Annotated in this window: 21 protein-coding genes; 16 read left to right on the top strand and 5 right to left on the bottom strand. The window is 41.1% G+C overall.

Going from position 1 to position 19,433, the window contains the following annotated elements; genetic code table 11:
- The first annotated feature begins 1 nt into the window (after position 1).
- From DTW91_RS03260 to DTW91_RS03245, 4 genes are all read left to right on the top strand, one after another.
- Positions 2 to 772 carry a hypothetical protein gene (locus DTW91_RS03260; RefSeq protein WP_125201986.1) on the top strand — a complete coding sequence of 257 codons (771 nt, stop codon included), beginning with the start codon at positions 2 to 4 and terminating at the stop codon, positions 770 to 772.
- A gap of 36 nt (positions 773 to 808) precedes the next feature.
- A complete protein-coding gene (locus tag DTW91_RS03255; RefSeq protein ID WP_125201985.1) occupies positions 809 to 1,177 on the top strand; it encodes a hypothetical protein in 369 nt (122 codons plus the stop codon).
- A gap of 78 nt (positions 1,178 to 1,255) precedes the next feature.
- The gene (locus DTW91_RS03250) at positions 1,256 to 2,227 is read left to right on the top strand and encodes a sensor histidine kinase (protein ID WP_125201984.1); all 972 of its coding nucleotides are present in this window, start codon (positions 1,256 to 1,258) and stop codon (positions 2,225 to 2,227) included.
- 3 nt (positions 2,228 to 2,230) lie between these two features.
- A complete protein-coding gene (locus DTW91_RS03245; protein ID WP_125201983.1) occupies positions 2,231 to 2,977 on the top strand; it encodes a LytR/AlgR family response regulator transcription factor in 747 nt (248 codons plus the stop codon).
- Positions 2,978 to 3,021: 44 nt separating this feature from the next.
- On the opposite strand, the gene pyrF is transcribed toward DTW91_RS03245, so the two are convergent.
- Positions 3,022 to 4,380 (bottom strand): orotidine-5'-phosphate decarboxylase, encoded by a 1,359-nt coding sequence (gene pyrF, locus DTW91_RS03240; RefSeq protein ID WP_125201982.1) that lies wholly within the window; start codon positions 4,378 to 4,380, stop codon positions 3,022 to 3,024.
- Positions 4,381 to 4,558: 178 nt separating this feature from the next.
- Entirely contained in the window at positions 4,559 to 5,110 is a 552-nt protein-coding gene (locus tag DTW91_RS03235) for a DNA-3-methyladenine glycosylase I (RefSeq protein ID WP_125201981.1), read from the bottom strand.
- A gap of 99 nt (positions 5,111 to 5,209) precedes the next feature.
- On the opposite strand from DTW91_RS03235, the gene DTW91_RS03230 reads away from it, so the two are divergent.
- The 3 genes from DTW91_RS03230 to DTW91_RS03220 all read left to right on the top strand — a co-directional run bounded on the left by DTW91_RS03230 (position 5,210) and on the right by DTW91_RS03220 (position 9,016).
- On the top strand, positions 5,210 to 6,751 hold the full coding sequence (locus DTW91_RS03230) for a serine hydrolase (protein ID WP_125201980.1): 1,542 nt from the start codon (positions 5,210 to 5,212) through the stop codon (positions 6,749 to 6,751).
- 463 nt (positions 6,752 to 7,214) lie between these two features.
- On the top strand, positions 7,215 to 8,177 hold the full coding sequence (locus tag DTW91_RS03225) for an NAD-dependent epimerase/dehydratase family protein (RefSeq protein ID WP_125201979.1): 963 nt from the start codon (positions 7,215 to 7,217) through the stop codon (positions 8,175 to 8,177).
- Between the two features lie 167 nt (positions 8,178 to 8,344).
- Positions 8,345 to 9,016, top strand: a complete 672-nt coding sequence (locus DTW91_RS03220; protein ID WP_125201978.1) for a polysaccharide deacetylase — start codon at positions 8,345 to 8,347, stop codon at positions 9,014 to 9,016.
- Positions 9,017 to 9,083: 67 nt separating this feature from the next.
- On the opposite strand, the gene DTW91_RS03215 is transcribed toward DTW91_RS03220, so the two are convergent.
- A complete protein-coding gene (locus DTW91_RS03215; protein ID WP_125201977.1) occupies positions 9,084 to 10,289 on the bottom strand; it encodes a metallophosphoesterase in 1,206 nt (401 codons plus the stop codon).
- A 67-nt stretch (positions 10,290 to 10,356) separates the two neighbouring features.
- Positions 10,357 to 11,436 carry a 3-oxoacyl-ACP synthase III family protein gene (locus tag DTW91_RS03210; RefSeq protein WP_125201976.1) on the bottom strand — a complete coding sequence of 360 codons (1,080 nt, stop codon included), beginning with the start codon at positions 11,434 to 11,436 and terminating at the stop codon, positions 10,357 to 10,359.
- Positions 11,437 to 11,612: 176 nt separating this feature from the next.
- On the opposite strand from DTW91_RS03210, the gene DTW91_RS03205 reads away from it, so the two are divergent.
- Complete coding sequence (locus DTW91_RS03205; RefSeq protein WP_125201975.1) at positions 11,613 to 12,209, top strand: IMPACT family protein; 597 nt, start codon at positions 11,613 to 11,615, stop codon at positions 12,207 to 12,209.
- Between the two features lie 2 nt (positions 12,210 to 12,211).
- Here the strand turns inward: DTW91_RS03205 and DTW91_RS03200 are convergent, their stop codons facing one another.
- On the bottom strand, positions 12,212 to 12,922 hold the full coding sequence (locus tag DTW91_RS03200) for a zinc metallopeptidase (protein ID WP_125201974.1): 711 nt from the start codon (positions 12,920 to 12,922) through the stop codon (positions 12,212 to 12,214).
- Between the two features lie 110 nt (positions 12,923 to 13,032).
- On the opposite strand from DTW91_RS03200, the gene DTW91_RS03195 reads away from it, so the two are divergent.
- The 8 genes from DTW91_RS03195 to nuoF all read left to right on the top strand — a co-directional run bounded on the left by DTW91_RS03195 (position 13,033) and on the right by nuoF (position 19,419).
- Positions 13,033 to 14,160, top strand: a complete 1,128-nt coding sequence (locus DTW91_RS03195; RefSeq protein WP_125201973.1) for a GNAT family N-acetyltransferase — start codon at positions 13,033 to 13,035, stop codon at positions 14,158 to 14,160.
- An 80-nt stretch (positions 14,161 to 14,240) separates the two neighbouring features.
- Entirely contained in the window at positions 14,241 to 14,420 is a 180-nt protein-coding gene (locus DTW91_RS03190; RefSeq protein WP_125201972.1) for a hypothetical protein, read from the top strand.
- A gap of 125 nt (positions 14,421 to 14,545) precedes the next feature.
- Positions 14,546 to 14,917, top strand: coding sequence for an NADH-quinone oxidoreductase subunit A (locus tag DTW91_RS03185; RefSeq protein ID WP_125201971.1), 372 nt, complete (start codon positions 14,546 to 14,548; stop codon positions 14,915 to 14,917).
- 111 nt (positions 14,918 to 15,028) lie between these two features.
- A complete protein-coding gene (locus DTW91_RS03180; RefSeq protein ID WP_125201970.1) occupies positions 15,029 to 15,589 on the top strand; it encodes an NADH-quinone oxidoreductase subunit B in 561 nt (186 codons plus the stop codon).
- A gap of 6 nt (positions 15,590 to 15,595) precedes the next feature.
- The gene (locus DTW91_RS03175; RefSeq protein WP_125201969.1) at positions 15,596 to 16,090 is read left to right on the top strand and encodes an NADH-quinone oxidoreductase subunit C; all 495 of its coding nucleotides are present in this window, start codon (positions 15,596 to 15,598) and stop codon (positions 16,088 to 16,090) included.
- Positions 16,091 to 16,165: 75 nt separating this feature from the next.
- Complete coding sequence (gene nuoD, locus DTW91_RS03170) at positions 16,166 to 17,389, top strand: NADH dehydrogenase (quinone) subunit D (protein ID WP_125201968.1); 1,224 nt, start codon at positions 16,166 to 16,168, stop codon at positions 17,387 to 17,389.
- A gap of 82 nt (positions 17,390 to 17,471) precedes the next feature.
- A complete protein-coding gene (gene nuoE / locus DTW91_RS03165; RefSeq protein WP_125201967.1) occupies positions 17,472 to 17,981 on the top strand; it encodes a complex I 24 kDa subunit family protein in 510 nt (169 codons plus the stop codon).
- Between the two features lie 85 nt (positions 17,982 to 18,066).
- Positions 18,067 to 19,419 carry an NADH-quinone oxidoreductase subunit NuoF gene (nuoF, locus tag DTW91_RS03160; protein ID WP_125201966.1) on the top strand — a complete coding sequence of 451 codons (1,353 nt, stop codon included), beginning with the start codon at positions 18,067 to 18,069 and terminating at the stop codon, positions 19,417 to 19,419.
- Positions 19,420 to 19,433: the final 14 nt, after the last annotated feature.

Raw genomic sequence — 19,433 nt, 5'->3', positions numbered from 1 at the left:
TATGAAAAAAACAATCGAAAATTTAGGATCTCTATTTTCAAGCTATTCAAGATTAGCTCTGGGAATTTTTTTATGTGCTGCAACACTATCTGCAACTGCTTGTTCGGACGATGATGATAATGATAGTCCTGAAGAAGTCGTCGTAGAAGCGGATGCGGTAGACGTCGTGGAAGGAACTTTGGTTTCTCAAACTTATGGACTGACAGAAAGTGTGGCGGATGCTTCCCAAACTGCAGCAACCAACGAGGTATATGCCGGCAAATCTGCTTTAGTTTGTGGGCAACCCTACAATAGTTCTTTTTCAGCATCCAATTCGCAAGCCACATACTCGTATGCGTACTCCGTTCAGAAAAGTTATCAACTCAACTGTAATTCTTCTGGCTTGCCACAATCCTTCGCATATAGTCACAGCATGAGTGGAACCTATGATGCCGTGAGAATGTCTAGCAACGATGGCGCCGAAGGTGCTTTTACGTTGACAGGTTTGGACGCTTCCAGTGCCACTGCAGATCTCAATGGAACGTATAAACGTAGCGGTACGCAAATCTCCAAAGTTCGAAATCAGAGAACATTTAACAGCAATGTCCTCTACAACATTTCTAATTTGAAAGTCAACAAATCTCTGCACAAAATCGAAGGCGGAACGGCAACATTGGTAATTGAACTAAGCGCAGACGGCGTTACTAAATCTTATAATGCCACGATAACATTTACCGGGAACAACAGTGCCACTTTGGTAATAAACGGAAATAGTTATGTCATCAAATGGTAGAACAATTAGAAAAGTTAGATAAAAAAAATATACAAAATGAAACACCTTACATTAACCATTGTTTCTTTGCTCACGATCGCAAGCACTCTGAATCTAAAAGCTCAAACACTTGATCCGCAACAAGAAGCAAAACAATTTACAGAAAAACAGAAAACAGAGCTCTCTCTCACCGATGAGCAATATCCAAAAGTCGAAGCAATAAATGTGGCATTTTTCACCACCGTTGATTCCCTGAAAAGCACCGATGCGAGTAAGATGGCGAAACTTAAAACATTGAAAAAAGCCGACGAAGCCAGAACAGACTCTTTGAAAAAAATTCTTACAGACGAGCAATATGCAAAGTTTAAAAAACAAAGAAGTGAAAACAAAAAAGAGTTCAAAGGGCGGTACAAAAATAGAGGATAGCCTCTGTAAAACATCAAGAATCAACAAACGGTCTTGATGTTTTTTTTGTATTTTTAAATTCAGAATAAAAAAGCTTCTGTGAAAAAACTAAAAATAAATGCCGAAAAACTTCTTCCCATTGCCTTGGCAGTATTTCTACCGGGGCTGAATCTTTTTTCGAATTCGGCGCTACAAGAAGAATATGAGCTGGATTTTTATAAAAAGTGGTTTTATGCTACCTTGGTGTTATATCCTCTATGGCTTGTTTTGGAATGGGTTTCTAAGATGAAATTCAAATACAAATTTTTGTTGATTATTTTATCCATCATCCTATTTACCGCCATCATCTACTTCTTACTGGCACTTTTCGAAGAATGGATCGCCATACGATGGGTTTTTATCATCAAATTTTTCTCCGCTTCTATGCTGTTTTTGGTCATCCAATACGCTTTGCAAACGCAGAAAAACGTCACGCAGCTTAAGATAGAAAAAGAACAGATGCAAACGGAAAATTACCGAGCCCAGCTGGAGTCTCTTCGGGCAAAAGTAGACCCTCATTTTTTGTTTAATTCTTTGAATACGCTTCGCACTATGGTGCGGCACAATGATGCCAAATCGGAACAATTTATTCTCAGTCTTTCAGATTTTTATCGGCAAACATTAAAATACAATGAAGCAAAAGTCATCAAATTGCTTGATGAAATAAAATTGTTGGAATCTTATCTTTTCTTAATGAAAAACAGGAATGGAGAAGCCATCAGCATCACCATAGACATCCAAAAAGAATTGTATAAAATGCACATTCCGACCCTGGCGATGCAAACCGTGGTCGAAAATTGTTTCAAACACAATATGATGACTTCCAAAGCTCCGCTAAAAATCGAAATCATCAATACTGCGGATGATGCTATCGAAGTCATCAACAATATACAGCCCAAACTGGTGAAACAGCCGACTTCCGGATATGGATTAGAGTTTCTGAAAAAACGCTACGAATTGCTGGGAATCTACGATGGCGTAGAAATCGACCAAACGGAAGAGGAATTTACAACCCGATTAAAATTGATATAGAAGATGAACGTACTTATTGTAGAAGACGAACTGCATACTTCTAAATTACTGAAAGAAATCATTGAGCAGGACGAAAATTTCCTGGTGACAGAACGCTTGGAATCCATCGCCGAAGCCGTGCAATATTTAAGCAGCCATCAGTCAAAAATAGATTTGATATTCTTGGACATTCAGCTGGCCGATGGTCACAGCTTTGAAATTTTTAGTCATATCGAGATTACGGTTCCGGTTATATTTTGTACGGCGTATGACGAATTTACTCTGCAAGCCATTAAAAATAACGGGATCGATTATATTTTAAAACCCTTCAAAGAAGAAGATATTCACGCTGCATTGCAGAAATACCAAAGATTGGCTCAGACTTTCCGGCAGCGGGCGGCACCCTCACTGCAATTCCCTGTTTCCGGTGAATATCAGCATAGTTTTTTGACACCCTACCGAGATAAAACTTTGGTGAAAAATGTCAAAGATATCGCCCTGTTTTTTATAGAATGGGAAACCGTTTATATGTACACATTTTCTGGAGAGAAATTTCCCTTGTTCAAAAATCTCGAATATATAGAATCGGTTTGTAATCCACAGCAGTTTTTCAGAATCAACAGACAAAATCTCATCAACAGGGATGCGGTGCTGTCTATAGAACCTTATTTCAACAGAAAAATTATCATACAAACCAACCTGAAACTCACGAAAAACCTAATAGTGAGCCGATTAAAAGTGACGGCCTTTAAAGAGTGGTTGGAGTCTTGAATCTGAAATTTATTTTTGTCTTATCCATTCAATTGGTAAGCTATTTAAAGGCAACTCAGATACGCTTTCCAGCCTTCGGTTTTGTAGCGCAGCGCTTCCAGTTCCGGATCATCGGATTTATAAATTCCCCGACCCACGATGATGAAATCTGTTCCATAATTCCGGATGACGTGCTCCGGAGCATGGTATTGCTGCCCTTTGTCGTCGCCCTTTTTTCCCAGATGGACACCCGGCGTAAAGAGCAGCAGCTGATCCGAAATCTCGTTTTGAGCCACGCAACCGATGACGTTCGGATGGTTTTCGATCACTTTCAACGCTTCTTCGCGGTAATGAGAATCCGTCAAAGCGCCCTGCGAAGACATTCCCAAGATGGCGACTACGCCGACATTCACGAAGCAATCCAAGCTTTTGCTGCCGCCAATCACGTGAGATGTCACGAGATCTGCCCAGTTGGAAATCTCAAAAGTCCCGTAAGAAAATTGCAAAGCCTGCGTATTCCCGATGTCCGCAAATTTCCGATCTTCCATCAAAAGGAAGTTGTGCTTTTGGGCTAAGTTTTTTAATGGTAAAATGGTTTCGTCCTCATCAAAATCATTCAGAATATCGACGTGGGTTTTCAGAGCAACGATGTGCGGACCCGCAATATCGGCGAATGCAAGCAGTTCTTTGGTGGTGACAAAATCAGCGGAAGCGATGAGATTTGATCTTTTTTCAATAGCGATTTCTAATATTTTTTTGGCAAAGGAATGTTCTGCAATCTCCAATTTTTCTTCGTAAGACAAGCGTTTTTTCTCCTCAAAAACCACCTGATTTCCATTTACAAAATCTCGGATTCTGGCGACTTCGTCTTCATCGATGTAATGCATTTCCCTCAGAATTTTCACCACTTCCGAAATTTTGAAAAGCGAATGAACCTTGTAACCTTTGGCCTCCAATTTCTCTCTTCCGCCTTGCTGGCGATCCAGCACCACCACGATATCCGAGACTATGATACCTTCATTTTCAACTTCCTCAATGGTTTCGAGAATAGATTTTCCGGAGGTAATCACATCTTCCACCAAAAGACAGTTTTGCCCCTTGGCAAAAATCCCTTCGATGAGTTTCTTGGTACCGTAGGATTTGGCTTCTTTTCTCTTGATAATCAGCGGAATATAGCTCTCCAAAGACATCGCCGTCGCCATCGGAAGCGCCGCGTAAGGAACGCCACAAATAATATCAAAATTGTCCAATGGAAGCATTTCCAAAAGATAGTTGGCGAGTTTTTTCAGGATTTTTGGGTCAGAAGCGAGCGGCCGAAGATCTACGTAAAACGGACTTTCGATGCCGCTTTTCAGCGTGAAACGGCCAAACTTGATGATCCCGAGTTTGTAGCACTCCAGGAAGAATTCTTTTTTGCTTTCCATTAGCTTTTCTTAGATTTCAACAAATTTAAGGCTATTTTTTTAACCACAAAAGGCACAAAAGATTATTCAAAAAACACTTAAGTCACTTGCTATTTAAATAATATCACCAGCCACGTTCCACATTGGCAAACCTTTGACTTCCGAAATCTTTTATGGGATTTTTATGATGCTTTCTGGTTTATTCCTGTTTCCACTTCGGATTCGTCAATGATATTTTTTCGTTAATCCAGCAATTTTCCGAGTGCGCTCCCTTGAGATAGCCGATGCTCATCAGAAATTCGCCAACGATTTCGCCGCCCGTGAATTTAAAAGTTTTCTTGAAGAGTTTTACCCATTCTTCTTTAGTTTTGGGATGATGATGCTCCAGCCATTTTTCGAAAGAGCCAAATTCTTTTTTCAGTTCCAGGATGGTTTTAGCATTTTCTATCGCAGCATTTATTTTCAATTTATTTCTGATAATTCCTGGGTCAGAAAGCAATCTTTCTCTGTCTTTTTCTGTGTAATTCGCAATTTTTTCGATGCTAAAGTTGCTGTATGCTTTTCGGAAAGCATTTTCTTTTTTCAGAATGGTTTCCCAGCTGAGTCCGGCTTGGTTGATTTCCATAATCAACCTTCCGAAAAGTTCATCATCATCGTGAATCGGAAAACCGTAATGATTATCGTGGTAATTTTGGTGCAATGCTCTCCTTTCTTCCGGTTGCATTGTTTCGATTGAGGCGCAATAGGACATATATTTTTTCTTGTTAACTGAACCACGCAAAGATAATCAAGCTGAGACAATTAATCATTATAGACAATTTCTTATCTTCGTCCAAAAGCTTTTTTAAATATGTACAAATCCTTTTCTTTTTTCTTTTTGCTTTTCTCTTTTGTCTTATTCGATGCGCAGCTCGACGAAAAGAAACTCGATGAACTGATTCAAAACTCCTTGTCAACCTTCGATGTGCCGGGGATTTCCGTTGGGATCGTAAAAGACGGCAAGTTAATCTACGCCAAAGGTTTCGGCGTTCGTTCTCTCAAAAACAAGCAGCCGATGGACGAGAATACCTTGGTGGGAATCGCGTCCAACAGCAAAGGTTTTACTTGCACCGCTCTCGCCATTTTGGCCGATGAAGGCAAACTGAAATGGGATGATAAAGTGAGCAAATATATTCCCGAATTCCAAATGGCAGATCCGTACGTTTCTCAGAATGTGACCATTAGGGACTTGGTGACGCATCGCGCGGGGCTTGGTTTGGGACAGGGCGATCTGATGTTTTTCCCGGAAGGTGGCAGCCTTACGGTAAGTGATATTGTTCACAATGTTCGTTATTTGAAACCTGAAAATCCTTTCCGAACGACTTTGGACTACAACAACATTCTGTTCATCGTTGCCGGCGAGGTGATTCACAGAGTTTCCGGCTTGCAATGGGCAGATTTCGTGGAACAGCGCATTTTGAAACCGGTCGGGATGACTTCAAGTTTTGGAAGTTATAAAAACGCCATCTCTGCAAATTCTCAAAATATCATTGATGCGCACGCTCCGGTTGACGGAAAAGCGGTCGCCGTTTCTCACGATTGGAATGAGACGGCAAATGCGGCAGGCGGAATCCTGAGCAACATTAAGGATATGACGACTTGGGCAGCGTTTCTTATGAACGGATTCGTTACCAAAGACGGCAAACGATTGGTTTCTGAGAAAAACGCCCACGAACTTTGGAGTCTTCAAATTCCCGATAAAGTTGGTGCGAATTCTCCTTACGACACTCATTTTTATGGGTATGGTTTAGGCTGGTTTTTGAGCGATGTCAAAGGGCATTTGCAGGTTCAGCACAGCGGCGGACTGATAGGAACGGTAACGCATTTTACCCTGATTCCGGATTTGAAATTGGGAATTGTAGTCCTGACCAATCAGCAAGCCGGTGCGGTGCTTTCTACGATTACCAACACCGTGAAGGATTCTTATCTCGGCATCAACGATCGCAATTGGCTGAAAATCAATGGTGATAAAGCCAGAAAAAATGAAGCGCTCTTTGCCAAGCAGAAGAAAGAAGTATTTGCGAAAACTTCCAAATTCGAATCAGATTTGAAAGACGAGCAGTTTATCGGCTGGTACAAGGATAATTGGTTTGGGATTGTCGAAATTACCAAAGCCGGCAAGTCGTACAGATTAAGCTGCAAATCTTCTCCAAAACTGAAAGGAGAATTGTTACCCTATTCTGCCAATGCATTTGTGGTGAAATGGGACGACCGCAGCTACGATGCCGATGCCTTCTTCATTTTGAATTTTGATGAAAATGGAAAAGCCGTTTCTGCAAAAATGAAACCGATCTCTGATGTGACCGATTTCAGTTTCGATTTTGAGGATTTGGATTTGAAAAAGATGAATTAGGATTGTTAATGCAATAACGCTTAATTAGGTTTTAATTAGTTGAAGGTCAGTCAATAAGCTGGCTTTCTTAGTTATCATTCCTTCATACTTTTCATTGAAAAATGGTTGTGGAAAATCATTTTCTTTTTATTAAGCTGTATTCAACGACAAAAAAAATGATGAGATTCAGATAGATTAGAAATGTTAAAAGCTCTTTAATACTGATTTTCGGAGTCGTTTTCATATCAACTATGTCAAAAGATTTGGAACTAAAATTGTAAATCAAATGCAGAACAAAGTGATACAAATACAGCGAACTTTTGGAAACGATGGAGGCCGCAAAATAAAAAGATGAAAAATAAAACATTGGAAATTGTTTGTTTCCTCAATTGCAGATTTTATCCATAAGTAACTTAAGTTGGTTCTTAAAAAAATATCAAACAAATATTAAATTAATTAGATTTGCGAATCTAAAAAAGTAAAAATGGAGGCATCACAAGAAAAAATCCTAATTACAGGCGCTCTTGGGCAGATTGGGACAGAGCTAACGGCCAGATTATCAGAAATTTATGGGAGAGAGAAGGTCGTAGCATCGGGCTTAGACAAATGGAAAGAAGGCATTACGGAAGCCGGCTACTACGAAAGATTGGATGTAACTAATTTTCAGGCCGTTACCGATGTCATTAAAGAGCATAAGATCACAACGGTTTATCATTTGGCATCGCTGCTCTCGGGAACATCGGAAAAACAGCCCCTTTTTGCTTGGAAACTCAACTTGGAACCCTTGATACACCTCTGCGAATTGGCAAAAGAAGGACTGCTCAAAAAAATCTTCTGGCCCAGTTCTATCGCCGTTTTCGGGAAAGGAATTCCGAAAGAAAATGTGGGGCAAGAAGTGGTTCTGAATCCTACAACAGTGTATGGCATATCCAAAATGGCAGGCGAGAAATGGTGCGAGTATTATTTCGAAAAATATGATGTCGACATCAGAAGCATCCGTTATCCCGGACTGATTTCTTGGAAAGCACCGGCTGGCGGCGGAACCACAGATTACGCTGTGGAAATCTTTTACGAAGCCGTCGAAAATGGTAAATACACCAGCTTTATCAAAGAAGATACAGCGATGCCAATGCTCTATATGGACGATGCCATTGAGGCAACAATTAAATTGATGACTGCACCGAAAGAACAGGTCAAAATCCGATATTCCTACAATCTTGGCGGGATGAGTTTTACGCCCAAAGAATTGGCAAACGAAATCAAAAAAATAATCCCGGATTTTGAGATAAAATATGAGCCGGATTTTCGCCAAGCGATTGCAGAATCCTGGCCGGCAAGCATCGATGATTCTGCCGCCAAAAGAGACTGGGGATTGGATTATAAATTCGATATTACATCGATGTCAATAGATATGATTAATAATCTAAAGAAAAAATTGGGAAAATAGGATTGCCTCGTTAATTACTTTAATTCGATAGCTTTTTAACATTTGATTTTAAATAATTTACAATAATTATATAAATTTTTATTTAAGTGGTTTTATTAACGTTTAATATATCTTTGGCGGAAAAAATAAGAGAAATTAATCAAAATTTTTCACAGCCAGAATTGCTTTTGTCTATCGAAAATAAAACCAGAATAATTTCTTTATTATTAGAATCGCATGGCTATAAAGCCACTTTTTTCGTGGAAATTTCCATTGCAGAAGCCTTTCAAAAACTCCTGAAAAGTTTGTCGGTCAGCGGCCACGAGATTGCACTTTACAACGTCAATTCCGATGCTGAAGCGGTCTCAAAAACAAAACAAAACTTAGAGCAAATTATCGGAAAACCGATCCGCGGATTGCGACAAAAGATTCACCGCATCGACAGTTCTCAAATCAAAGAATTGGGCTTTGCCTACGTTTCGAATATCGAAGAATCGAAGATCAATTTTCTGTGGAGAAAGCTAACCGAGAAGACCAACATCTATACGGAAAATGAGTTGACCGTCGTTCCGGAAAGTCAGTCTCCCTATTCGCAATTGCCTTTCAACGACTATGTGCTGCAGGTGATCCCCTTGAAATACTACGAAAATATGCTGCTGGAGAGTGTGAGATCCAACGATTATGTGATGATCTATGCCAATGCCTGGCAGCTTTTCAGCAAAAAAGAGTTGCCGTTCTCATTACCTTTTTTCAAAAAGATCAATCTGGGCCGAGCTTTTGAAGATCGGCTGGAAGACATCTTTCAGTTTCTGGACGACCACGAAATTGCGGTTTCCAGAATGAAAGATTATCTCTTTTAGGCCAAGCATAAAAAGCTATCATTCTATCAATCAATATCTTAAGTACGATTCGGTTTTACTGTTTTTTTTAACGGAGTTCAAAAACGGTAATCTCCGGCAACACTCCTACTCTACCGGGATAACCGATGACCCCAAAACCACGATTGACATAGAGATATTTGCCTTCGCTTTGGTAGAGATCTGCCCATTTAGGATACCTGTACTTCACGGGCGACCATCGGAAGTTCTTGAGATCGATGCCGAATTGCATGCCGTGCGTGTGGCCGGACAGTGTCAATTGGATATTTTTGGGATGATGTTTCACCACGGCGTCAAAATGTGAAGGATCGTGGGACATAAGTATTTTTGCAGCGTCGGCAGGGACATTTCGGCTGGCTTTGTCAAGATCGCCATATTGCGGAAAAGGCGGAAGTCCCCAATTTTCGACACCGAGAATATACAGCTTTTCGCCATTTCTCTCGATGATGCAGTGCTCATTTCGCAGCATTTCGAATCCCGCTTTCTTCTCGTAATCAATAAGTTGTGGAATATTTTTAGCTTTTTCTTCTTTGCTTTTAAAGTCGCCATAATCGCCATAATCATGATTGCCGAGAATTGCAAATTTGCCGTCTTTACTTTTGATCTGAGCAAAAAGATCAATAAAAGGAATGAACTCGTCCGCATAATTATTCACCATATCGCCGGTAAAAAGTACCAGATCTGCATTTTGCTTATTAATCAAATCGATAGCGTGCTGCAGGTGCTTTGGATTATGGAAACTTCCGCTATGCACATCCGAAATCTGAACGATTTTGTAGCCCCTGAAACTCTCCGGAAGATTTTTCAGTTTGAGTCTCACTATTCTTGCTCTGTGACGATGCTTCCCGAAGACAATTCCATCTAAAACCACAGCCGCCAACAAGCCGGCAGATCCAAGACCGAGTAGGCTAACAAATTTTCGTCTGGAAGGATAGTTGTGATGATCTGTCGCCACATAGTTATAACCAAAATTCAGCAGTCTAAATAGATCTTCTACCAATAAAAAAACCACCGCCAAAATCTTTGGCAAAACAAAGATTAAAAATACAGAAAAAACGATCTGCAGCCTTTGATAGTCGTGCGAAGCCCGGTTGAATGTGAAGACGGAGTAGGCCAACAATCCATAGATGAGAATGGTGGGAACCCAGTAAATGAATTTTGCATTATGATGCGTGTAAACTGTTTTAAAAGCTTGATAAACATAGACTTCCAACAGCAAGAAAATGCCCAGAATAAATAAAATACTTTTTTGCATACTAAAAAATAAAGGAATAAAAAATTTTATTCCTCTTGTAAATAAACGATTAAATTCCGATTTTACTTTAAATTTTTCCTTCCGGAAATTTGTAGATCGCGCAGTTGATGTTCATCCCTGCGCCCACCGATGTAAAAATAATGTGCGAACCGGGCGTGAATGCCTGACCTTCGATTTTCCCTTTCCGAATCAAATCAAACAAAGTGGGAACAGTGGCCACCGATGAATTTCCCAACGCCTGAATTGTCATCGGAGAAATGTCGTGATCGTAGTCTTTCTGGCCATATAGTTTGAACAGCCTGCCAATCATGGCATAGTCCATTTTTGCGTTGGCCTGGTGGATTAGGATTTTGCTAATATCCGAGATGTCGAGGTGGGCTTTTTCTATGGTTTCTTTTATCGCGTCGGGTACGTTTTTGAGCGCATATTCGTAGATTTTTCTGCCTCGCATTCGGATGTACATTTTGCTTTGATCGGCGTCCAGATTAAGAGAAGGTGCATTTTCCAAATAGCAGAGTTCTTCTCCGTTATCGCACAGAGTTTTGTCGGCAATCAGCCCGACGGTGGTGTCCTCTGTTGCTTGCACTACCACGGCGCCGGCACCATCTGCAAAGATCATTTTATTCCTGTCAAAAGGGTCTGTAACTCTGCTGAGGGTTTCTCCGCCGACTACCAAAATGGTTTTGGCTTTATGAGCTTTTATTAAAGTATCGGCAAGAATCAGAGACTCTACCCAGCCGGGACAGCCGAAGATCATATCGTAGTTGACGCAATCTCTTCTTTTGATCTGCAATTTCCCTTTGAGTCTCGCAGAAAGAGAGGGCATAAAATTGGGAATCCCGTTCACGTCGACCTCGCCAAAATTGGTGGCGTAGATAATGTAATCAATTTGTTCCTTATCAATGCCGGCATCTTCAATAGCCTCCACAGAAGCACGCAGACCAAGATCGGAATTAAAATCCTCGGGATTCAAATATCTCCTTGTCTGTATCTCGGTAATATCTACAAATTTGTTGATAATCTCTTCTGTTGGCTTCTCTATGAGCACGTTATTATCATCATAGAAAACAGAATCCTTAAAATGCGAACCTTCTATTATATTTTCCGGAATGTAACTTCCGGAGCCAACGATCACTGTATTAGGCATTGCTAATCTTAAATTTTAATAGGCAAAATTACGTAAAAATTAATTGTCCTAATTTTATATGGGTAAATTTTTAAGACCACACTACTTAAAATGCAGTCTGTCAAATACATAATGCATCTCTATCCATTCTTTTCAGATTGTTTTGAATTTATGGGTATAATCTCTACTTTTGAAGAATGTTTGAGTTCCAGACGATCGAGCACGAAACCGAAGATGTTCTTCTGAAAGAAAAAGGCAGCCGGTTCATTGGTTTTGCATATCCGGTGATGTCCGAAGCTGAAATCAAAAATAAACTTCAAAATCTTCGTAACCTGCATCCCAAAGCAACACATCATTGCTATGCTTATCGGCTGGGAGTCCAGGGAGAAAATTACCGTGCGAATGACGATGGTGAACCCTCCGGCAGTGCCGGATTGCCCATCTACAACCAATTGCTAGCTCATCACCTCACCAATGTATTGCTCGTCGTTATCCGTTACTACGGCGGGACTAAACTTGGCGTGAGCGGATTGGTAAAAGCTTATAAAGAAACTGCGAAATCGACCTTGGAACACACGAAAATCGTAACCAAAGAATTGGAATCGAGAATTGAATTGAAGTTCAAATTCTCTCAGCAAAATGTGATTTTTGGTCTGTTGAATAGATACAAGGCAAAAATCATTTCTTTCGAAGCGGCAGACATTTGCCAAATCGTGGCCTCCGTGCGCACTTCACAAAAAGAAAGCATCTCAGACGAATTGTCCGAAATGCTTTTGGAATTTAATATTTCATAACTTTAATCCCTTCTATTCCCAAAAAGCATCGAGGCAAAATAAAGCAGTTGTGCCAGCGAGCCGAGAGCCGCCACCACGTAAGTTCTCGCTGCCCATTTGAGCGAATCTGCTGCGCCGGCATATTCCTCCCGAGACACGGTGCCTGTAGATTCCAGCCATTTAAGAGCCCGATTGCTGGCATCGTATTCTACCGGTAATGTTACAAATGCAAATAAAGTAGTAATTGCGAACAGACCAACCCCAATCGCCAGTACCGAGGTGTTTCCGTTGGGATCTTCGATGGTACTCGTGGATGCCATTATGACAATGCCTGCCAGCAAGACATATTGCAAAAGGTGGGAACTGATGTTGACGATGGGAACCATTTTGGATCTTAACTGCAGCATAGAATAGCCGATGGCATGCTGCACGGCATGACCACATTCGTGCGCTGCCACGGCAGCCGCAGCGGCATTTCTTTGCATATAAACCCCTTCGGAAAGATTGACCGTTTTGGTTTCCGGATTGTAGTGATCCGTCAATTGCCCGGGAATGGAAACTACTTGAACATCTGTAATCCCATGGTCCCGGAGCATTTTTTCGGCGATTTCTTTGCCGGAAAGTCCGTTCCTGAGATGAACTTTGGAATAGTATTCGAATTTGGATTTGAGCCTTGCAGAAACAATCCAGCTCAGCAACATAGAAATCCCTATGATTAAATAGTAACCACTCATATTATTTTCGCTTTACTTTTAAAAGTTATTTCGTTTGAAGTAAAAATTATGCCAAAGCATTGCCGTTTTTTCCTTAAAAACTATCTTTGTCCTCTCTATTAAAAAAGGATATGGCAAACATTCATGTAAAGCAAGTGATTACAGAGAAAGAGCAGTTGGATTTTATCAAATTCCCAATGGAACTTTATAAGAACAATCCGAATTATGTTCCCCCATTAATCAGTGAAGAAAAAAAAATCTGGAAAAAAGAACATAATCCTGCGCTCAAATATTCTCAGGCAAAACAATTTCTTGCGTTTAAAGATAAAAAAATCGTTGGCAGAATTGCTGTGATAATCAATGGAAAAGAGGAAGAAGAGCTGGGTATCCGGAAAGTGAGATTTGGCTGGTTGGATTTTATTGATGATGCCGAGGTTTCCAAAGCTTTGCTGGATGAAGCTATAAAATTTGCAAAAGAAAATCATATTTCCAAAATCGAAGGTCCAATGGGCTTTACCAATCTGGACAAGGCCGGAATGCTGACTTTCGGGTTCGATAAACTGGCCACAATGATCGGTCTTTATAATGAGGCGTATTATCCGAAGCATATGGAAGATCTGGGCTTGCACAAAGAGAAAGAATGGGTAGAATTTCAGCTGCAGTTTCCCGAAATTTTGCCGGAAAAAGTGGAGAAATTCAGCGCTTTGATTGCCCAGAAATATAAATTGAGGACTTTGAAATTCCATAACAAAAAAGAAATCCTGCCGTATGTAGAATCGATGTTCAAATTATTAGACGATACTTACAAAGATCTTTCTACGTACACACCCATCTCCGACGAACAAATCAAAACTTATAAAGAAAAATATTTCGGATTCATCGATAAAGATTACATCACTTGTGTGGCGGACGAGCATAATGCACTGGTGGCTTTTGCCATTACGATGCCTTCCTATTCCAAAGCTTTGCAGAAATCCAAAGGAAAACTGTTCCCCCTCGGATGGTGGTATTTTTTGCAGGCAACAAAGAAGAATGACCGTGCTAATTTCTATTTAATAGGAATCCATCCGGAATACCAGAGACGCGGCGTTACCTCTATGATTTTCAAAGCCATCCAACAAAATTTGAAAACGAAAGGAATCAAATATCTGGAGACTAATCCCGAATTGGAAGAAAATAAAAGCGTACAATTGCTGTGGCAGGAATATCATCCTGTGAACCACAAAAGAAGAAGAACCTACTCTTTGGAAATTCAATAAGAAGAAACGCCTATTATTTCACATCAAGATTTAAAAGAATAGACCACTAACAAAACGCAACCTATTACAAAATATTAATCGTGAAAAAGCAACTCTATATCTATGCCGGCTTGATTATTTTGTTTGTAGCTTATAATTTCTACAAGCCTATTGAGGATGCACGGATCGACACCGGCATCAATATTCTATTTGCCAGCATTTTGTTTCTTTACATCGCTTATATTGCTTATCTCGTTCTGAAGAGAATGGGCAAAAAATAGAAAGCAATTCTATTTATACGAATTCTAAATTTTGTAAATAGATTTTTTCTTCTTTATAATAAGCGCCAATTTATATCTATATTAAATCTTTATTTAGTAATTTTGCATAGTTAATTTAATCCTAAATGAATTTACCTGCCAATTATATCCCCATACTTATTCAGGCCGCGGTTGGTCTGGGATTTGTCGCTATTTCCTTGCTTGGAGCTCACTATTTGGGACCTCAGCAGAAAGAAGGCGACTCCGTAAAAAACTCCAGCTGGGAGTGCGGTGTGCCTGTGGAAGGCAACGCGAGAACGCCGTTTTCAATCAGATATTTCTTAACTGCTGTTTTATTTGTTTTATTCGATATTGAGATTGTTTTCTTCTATCCTTACGCAGTTAATTTTAGAGAGTATGGGATGGAGGGTTTCCTTGCCGTACTTGCATTTGTTGCCATTTTCTTTGTTGCTTTTTTCTACGTTTGGAAGAGAGGCGCATTAGATTGGGACAAGTAAGATTATTTTAAATTATAACTATTATAAATTTTGGATGGCTGATTGCAGGTTTAAAATTCAATAAGATTTTTAATCTCAAAATCAAAAATTCAAAATCAAAATCTAAAAAAAATGTCAAACAATAAACCAGAAATCATAACAGATGCAGCCGCTCCTCCGGGATTTGAAGGAGAAGGCTTCTTTGCCACACAGCTGAGCAGTGTGGTAGGCTTAGCAAGAAAATATTCACTTTGGCCCTTGCCGTTTGCAACATCCTGCTGCGGTATCGAATATATGGCCACACTGAACCCTACTTTCGACGCCTCGAGATTCGGAATGGAAAGAAACTCTTTCTCGCCACGGCAGGCCGATATGCTGATGGTCTGCGGAACGATTGCCAAGAAATTGGCTCCTGTCTTAAAAGACGTCTATACCCAAATGGCCGAGCCAAAATGGGTAGTTGCCGTTGGGGCGTGCGCTTCCAGTGGCGGTATTTTCGACACCTATTCTGTTCTTCAGGGAATCGACAAAATTATTCCCGTAGATGTATATGTTCCGGGTTGTCCTCCAAGACCGGAGCAGATCATAGAAGGCGTAATGCAGGTGCAAGCACTGGCCGAAAGCGAAAGCGTCAGAAGAAGAGATATGCCGGAATATCAGCATTTGTTGGATTCTTACAATATCAATAATTAAGAGGAGATGACGAACGAATTTGTATTAGAAGCCATCACGAGAGAATTTCCCGATTCCGTAATTTCCAGTTCAGAACCCTACGGAATGCTGACGATAGAAGTCAAAAAAGAAGACATCAAGAAAATCATTCACTATCTTAAGGATTCGACATTAGAAATCAATTTTTTGACCGACATCTGTGGCATTCATTATCCTGAAACACCTGCAAAAGAATTAGGCGTCATCTATCACCTTCATAATATGATGACCAATTTCAGACTTCGTCTTAAAGTTTTTATGACCAGAGAAGACATCGAAGTCGATTCTCTTACAGACTTATATTCCGGTGCCAACTGGATGGAAAGAGAAACTTACGATTTTTACGGAATCAAATTCAGAGGGCATCCCGACCTGAGGGTCATCCTTAATATGGAAGACCTGGGCTACCACCCAATGCTGAAAGAATATCGTCTCGAGGACGGAACACGAACAGATAAGGACGACAGCATGTTTGGAAGATAGATTACAAATCAATGATAAATGATGACAAGTAAATGATTATCAATCATCGGCGATCAATTATCAATTTTAAAAATTATGAAAGATAACTCATTATCCAATATACTCAGCCAACACGAAAGCAAAGAACAGATCGATGGGCAACTATACACCCTCAATCTGGGACCTACACATCCTGCTACGCACGGCATTTTCCAAAATGTCCTAACGATGGACGGCGAAAGAATTTTGCACGCTGAGCAAACGGTGGGCTATATCCACAGAGCCTTTGAAAAAATCTCCGAAAGAAGAAATTTTGCTCAGATCACGACACTTACCGACAGAATGAATTACTGTTCTTCGCCTATCAACAATCTTGGTTGGCATATGACCGTTGAAAAATTGATCGGAGTCAAAGTTCCAAAACGTGTCGATTACATGCGGGTGATTATGATGGAACTGGCAAGAATAGCGGACCACCTGATTTGCAACGGGGTCACCGGAATGGATACCGGCGCCATTACGGGATTGACTTATATGTTCATAGAAAGAGAACGCATCTATAATTTGTATGAGGAAATATGCGGGGCGAGGATGACGACCAATATGGGAAGAATCGGCGGATTTGAAAGAGACTTCAGTCCTAAGTTCCACGAATTGATTCAGGATTTCCTCAAAACTTTCCCCGATAGGTTTGCAGAATTCGGTCAATTATTAGAACGAAACCGAATCTTTATGGACAGAACCATCGGTGCTGGCGCAATCTCCGCAGAACGTGCCTTGAATTACAGCTTCACGGGTCCCAACCTTCGCGCCACAGGCGTAGATTACGATGTGCGGGTCGCGCAGCCTTATTCTTCTTATGACGATTTCGATTTCAACATTCCCGTAGGAACAGCCGGCGACACCTACGATCGTTTTATGGTGCGTCAGCACGAGGTTTGGGAATCGGTCAAAATCATCAAACAAGCTTATGAAAATCTGCCGGAAGGACCATTCCATGCCGATGTACCGGATTTCTATCTTCCGGAAAAAGCCGATGTTTATCAAAAAATGGAAGCCTTGATCTACCATTTCAAAATCGTTATGGGTGAAACGGATGTTCCGAAAGGCGAAGTCTATCACGCTGTCGAAGGCGGGAACGGAGAATTAGGGTTTTACTTGGTAAGCGATGGCGGAAGAACGCCGTACAGACTTCACTTCAGGAGACCGTGCTTTATTTACTACCAAGCTTATCCGGAGATGATCACTGGATCCGTCATATCGGATGCCATCGTGACGATGTCTAGTATCAACATTATTGCCGGCGAATTAGATGCATAATTTTTACGGCGTACAAAGTGAAATGGATGAAGATTAAAAATAGAAGTACACTGTACACTGTACATTTTACAACAAAATAAAGATGAACGAAACAATTGCTTTTAAACCTGAAAGCTTAGCACAGGTTCATAAAATAATCGCAAGATATCCGGAAGGAAGGCAAAAATCTGCTTTGATTCCTGTCCTGCATCTTGCCCAGAAAGAATTTGGCGGTTGGCTGGACGTGCCGGTCATGGATTATGTTGCAGAGCTACTCGGCATCGTGCCGATTGAGGTATACGAAGTCGCAACATTCTACACGATGTTCAATATGAAGCCGGTGGGAAAATACGTTTTGGAAGTATGCAGAACCGGACCCTGCACGCTGAACGGAAGTGACAAAATTCTCGATCATATCAGAACAAAACTGAACATCAAAGATGGCGAAACTTCCGAAGATGGATTGTTCACGCTGAAGCCAGCAGAGTGTCTTGGCGCTTGCGGCTATGCACCAATGATGCAGTTGGGTAAATTCTTCCACGAACATCTGACCATCGAAAAAGTAGATGAAATCCTTGATCTTTGCAGACAAGGCGCGATTGATTTGGATTAAGATTAATTGAAAAAAAATAATTAAGCAAAAGCTGTCACACCGAGACCGTCGAAGTGTGCAAGCCCATTGCTATAAGCTTAAAAAAATGAGTAAAAAACTTTTACTTAAAAACGCACACATCGAAGGCATCCGCTACTTCGAAACCTATCGCCAAAACGGCGGCTACCAAGTAGCAGAAAAAGCTTTTAAAATGAAGCCGGAAGAAATCTTGGAAGAAGTAAAAGCATCCGGACTAAGAGGAAGAGGCGGCGCAGGTTTCCCGACGGGCTTGAAATGGAGCTTCCTCGCAAAACCAGAAGGCGTGCCAAGACATTTAGTCGTCAATGCCGACGAATCCGAACCGGGAACCTTCAAAGACCGATATCTGATGGAGTTTCTTCCTCACCTTCTGATTGAGGGGATGCTGATTTCTTCGTACGCGCTGGGTTCCAATGTTTCCTACATCTACATCCGCGGAGAATACGCATGGATTCCCGATATTTTGGAACAAGCCATCGAAGAAGCCAAAGCTGCCGGATTTCTGGGAAAAAACATTTTAGGATCTGGTTTCGATTGCGAAATCTACGTTCACAGAGGTGCCGGAGCCTACATCTGTGGCGAAGAAACGGCTCTACTGGAATCTTTGGAAGGAAAAAGAGGAAACCCGAGACTGAAACCGCCTTTTCCGGCCGTAAAAGGGCTTTGGGAACGGCCAACCGTGGTAAACAACGTAGAGTCCATCGCTGCTATCGTCCCGATTATTGATATTTCGGGCGCAGAATATGCTAAGATAGGCGTCGGCAAATCGACGGGTACCAAATTAATTTCTGCCTGTGGCAACATCAACAAACCCGGCGTTTACGAAATTGATATGACCATCACCGTAGAAGAATTTATATATTCCGACGAATATTGTGGCGGCATCCCCAACGGGAAAAGGCTGAAAGCATGTATTCCCGGAGGCAGCTCTGTCCCGATTGTCCCGGCCAATTTATTATTGAAAACCATCAATGGCGAACCACGATATATGAACTACGAGTCGCTTGCCGACGGCGGCTTCTCGACCGGAACGATGATGGGTTCCGGTGGTTTCATCGTCTTGGACGAAGATCAATGCATCGTCAATCATACGATGACCATCGCAAGATTCTACAACCACGAAAGTTGCGGACAATGCACGCCTTGCCGAGAAGGCACCGGCTGGATGTACAAAATATTGAAAAAAATAGATAACGGCGAAGGCAAAATGGAAGACATCGATTTGCTTTGGGACATCCAAAGAAAAATCGAAGGCAATACGATTTGTCCTTTGGGAGATGCTGCGGCGTGGCCGGTTGCCGCCGCTATCAGACATTTCAGAGATGAGTTTGAGTGGCACATTAACAATCCGGAACTTTGTAAAATTCAAAATTATGGTTTAGGAAATTATGCCGACCCAATCCCGGCAGCAGCCAATTAGCATCATGAGTGAAG

Origin of the sequence: Chryseobacterium sp. SC28 (assembly GCF_003932955.1) — a bacterium.
Classification (GTDB): Bacteria; Bacteroidota; Bacteroidia; order Flavobacteriales; family Weeksellaceae; genus Epilithonimonas.
This window is presented reverse-complemented; position numbering and strand designations above follow the sequence as displayed.

What these genes read in the sequence shown, in the direction of transcription:
- nuoE (WP_125201967.1), top strand. Translation starts at nt 17,472, where the DNA reads ATGAACGAAACAATTGCTTTTAAACCTGAAAGCTTAGCACAGGTTCAT.
- pyrF (WP_125201982.1), bottom strand. Translation starts at nt 4,380, where the DNA reads ATGGAAAGCAAAAAAGAATTCTTCCTGGAGTGCTACAAACTCGGGATC.
- DTW91_RS03195 (WP_125201973.1), top strand. Translation starts at nt 13,033, where the DNA reads ATGGCAAACATTCATGTAAAGCAAGTGATTACAGAGAAAGAGCAGTTG.
- DTW91_RS03215 (WP_125201977.1), bottom strand. Translation starts at nt 10,289, where the DNA reads ATGCAAAAAAGTATTTTATTTATTCTGGGCATTTTCTTGCTGTTGGAA.
- DTW91_RS03185 (WP_125201971.1), top strand. Translation starts at nt 14,546, where the DNA reads ATGAATTTACCTGCCAATTATATCCCCATACTTATTCAGGCCGCGGTT.
- DTW91_RS03255 (WP_125201985.1), top strand. Translation starts at nt 809, where the DNA reads ATGAAACACCTTACATTAACCATTGTTTCTTTGCTCACGATCGCAAGC.
- DTW91_RS03235 (WP_125201981.1), bottom strand. Translation starts at nt 5,110, where the DNA reads ATGTCCTATTGCGCCTCAATCGAAACAATGCAACCGGAAGAAAGGAGA.
- DTW91_RS03225 (WP_125201979.1), top strand. Translation starts at nt 7,215, where the DNA reads ATGGAGGCATCACAAGAAAAAATCCTAATTACAGGCGCTCTTGGGCAG.
- DTW91_RS03200 (WP_125201974.1), bottom strand. Translation starts at nt 12,922, where the DNA reads ATGAGTGGTTACTATTTAATCATAGGGATTTCTATGTTGCTGAGCTGG.
- DTW91_RS03210 (WP_125201976.1), bottom strand. Translation starts at nt 11,436, where the DNA reads ATGCCTAATACAGTGATCGTTGGCTCCGGAAGTTACATTCCGGAAAAT.
- nuoD (WP_125201968.1), top strand. Translation starts at nt 16,166, where the DNA reads ATGAAAGATAACTCATTATCCAATATACTCAGCCAACACGAAAGCAAA.
- nuoF (WP_125201966.1), top strand. Translation starts at nt 18,067, where the DNA reads ATGAGTAAAAAACTTTTACTTAAAAACGCACACATCGAAGGCATCCGC.
- DTW91_RS03175 (WP_125201969.1), top strand. Translation starts at nt 15,596, where the DNA reads ATGACGAACGAATTTGTATTAGAAGCCATCACGAGAGAATTTCCCGAT.
- DTW91_RS03245 (WP_125201983.1), top strand. Translation starts at nt 2,231, where the DNA reads ATGAACGTACTTATTGTAGAAGACGAACTGCATACTTCTAAATTACTG.
- DTW91_RS03180 (WP_125201970.1), top strand. Translation starts at nt 15,029, where the DNA reads ATGTCAAACAATAAACCAGAAATCATAACAGATGCAGCCGCTCCTCCG.
- DTW91_RS03260 (WP_125201986.1), top strand. Translation starts at nt 2, where the DNA reads ATGAAAAAAACAATCGAAAATTTAGGATCTCTATTTTCAAGCTATTCA.
- DTW91_RS03205 (WP_125201975.1), top strand. Translation starts at nt 11,613, where the DNA reads ATGTTTGAGTTCCAGACGATCGAGCACGAAACCGAAGATGTTCTTCTG.
- DTW91_RS03230 (WP_125201980.1), top strand. Translation starts at nt 5,210, where the DNA reads ATGTACAAATCCTTTTCTTTTTTCTTTTTGCTTTTCTCTTTTGTCTTA.